General features: G+C 62.6%; 1 protein-coding gene. It reads left to right on the forward strand.

What is annotated here, in order from left to right:
* Window positions 1-320: 320 nt before the first annotated feature.
* On the forward strand, window positions 321-1,994 hold the full coding sequence (locus MJD61_00420; protein ID MCG8553743.1) for a CTP synthase: 1,674 nt from the start codon (window positions 321-323) through the stop codon (window positions 1,992-1,994).
* Window positions 1,995-2,239: the final 245 nt, after the last annotated feature.

Raw genomic sequence — 2,239 nt, forward strand, 5'->3', positions numbered from 1 at the left:
ACTCGTCTGTATCGCCGAGGGCCGGGCGCCGTTGGCAAGGCGCAACGACGAGGAATATTGGGGATATTTCGAGGAGGCGCAACATAGCCAGCGGTGGTCGGAACCGGTGAGATGGATGAGTTATTCTTCCGCGGGCCCTAAGGGGTGGGTAGGGAACGGGTCCGCGTCGTTGACAGGCTACCGGGGGACTCCTAGAGTTGGGAGGATGCTCGACGGGAGTATCGGCCTCGAGCGTGGTTTCAGCAGCATGTCGGCTCCGGTGTCCGCTTTAGTCGATGCGGTCTTCAACCACCGCACGCTATGAACAGCCACCGCACGCTATGAACAACCACCGCACCAAGTACATCTTTGTAACCGGGGGTGTCGTCAGCTCCGTGGGTAAGGGGCTGACGGCGGCTACGATGGGTGCCTTGATGGAGGCGCGCGGCCTACGGGTGACCAATATCAAGCTCGACCCGTACATCAATGTCGACCCCGGCACGATGTCTCCGTACCAGCACGGTGAAGTCTTCGTTACCGACGATGGCGCGGAGACGGACCTGGATCTCGGACACTACGAGCGTTTCACGAGCGCACAGATGAGTCGCGCCAACAACTTCACCACGGGTCGAATCTACGACGCCGTGATCGCCAAGGAGCGCAGGGGCGAGTACCTGGGGGCCACGATCCAGGTGATTCCGCACATCACGGACGAAATCAAGGCACGTGTGGTGGAGGTCGCTTCGGGGGTTGATGTGGCGATCGTCGAGATTGGAGGCACCGTTGGCGACATCGAGTCGCTGCCCTTCTTGGAGGCTGTGCGACAGCTCCGGATCGATCTCGGACCAACCAACTCCCTATGTATCCACGTAACGCTCGTGCCGTTCATAGCGGCAGCGGTCGAGCTCAAGAGCAAGCCGACGCAGCACTCGGTCAAGGAGCTGCTCGGTCTGGGCATTCAGCCGGAGATTCTGATTTGCCGCGTAGATCGCGAGTTGCCGCGTGACCTCAAGGCCAAGATCGCGCATTTCACCAACGTGCCGGTGCAGGCGGTGGTTGCCGCACGTGACGTCGGCTGTATCTACGATCTGCCGGTGATGCTGCACGAGGAGGGCCTCGACCAGCAGATCGTTGATCGCCTCAACATCTGGTCTCGGCAGCCCGACCTTAGCGTATGGCGCAGGGTGGCCGAGGGCTTGAAGAGCCCCAGCAAGGGAGCCGTATCGATCGCGCTGATAGGCAAGTACGTGCACCTGCGTGACGCGTACAAATCGCTGCACGAGGCGCTGGACCACGGCGGCCTGGCCAACGACCTGCGGGTGGAGGTGCACTACGTCGACAGCGAGGATCTGGAGGCAAGCAAGGACGCCGCGCGGGTCTTGCGTGCCTACGACGGGATTCTGGTGCCCGGCGGATTTGGCGATCGGGGCATGGAAGGCAAGGTTCGGGCGATCCAGTACGCGCGCGAGAACGGGGTTCCGTTTTTTGGGATCTGCCTGGGAATGCAGATGGCGGTGGTGGAGTTCGCTCGTCACGTCTGCGATATGCCGGGAGCCACGAGCGCGGAATGCGCGCTCGGGGGAGGTCCGCAGCTGGTCCACTTGATGCCCGATCAGCGTGGCATCGCACAAAAAGGGGCGACCATGCGGCTGGGCGCGTACCCATGCCAACTAGTCCCCGGATCACTTGCGTCCAAGATCTACGGCACGAGCCAGGTTAGCGAACGCCATCGGCACCGCTTCGAGATCAACAACGACTACCGCAAGCGGCTGCAGGAAGCGGGGATGCTGCTTTCCGGGCTCTCGCCGGACGGGGACCTGGTCGAGATGATCGAGCTGCCCGGCCACCCCTGCTTCATCGGCTGCCAGTTTCATCCGGAGTTCAAGTCCAAGGCCCACGAGCCGCACCCGATCTTCGTTCAATTCATCCGGGCCGCTCGTGGGCGCGCCGCGCTGCGTGCCCGCCGCGAGGGCCCCAAGGCGGCTGGGCTTACGAAGTCGACCAGCGTCCACTAGCCGTTCCTGTCCAGAATGGCGCCATAGCCGCTTTCGTCCTCGAAAAAAGTCCTCGCAATAGCGTTGCTATTCCTGCGGTTTTTTCTGCGGGCGCGCTGGCTCTGGCATCCATTCTGAACAGGAACGGGGCTTGGAGGCGCCATAGCCGCTTTCGTCCTCGAAAAGTCCTCGCTCTGTGTATGTAGCCCTGCGCTGCGTAGTGGACCGGCGCCGGCCCTCCTACGCTAACACCCCCCCCGCCTCCA

Source organism: Pseudomonadota bacterium (assembly GCA_022361155.1).
In the GTDB taxonomy this organism is placed as follows: Bacteria; Myxococcota_A; Polyangia; order Polyangiales; family JAKSBK01; genus JAKSBK01.

Coding starts and splice junctions, on each gene's coding strand:
- MJD61_00420 (MCG8553743.1), top strand. CDS start 321: ATGAACAACCACCGCACCAAGTACATCTTTGTAACCGGGGGTGTCGTC.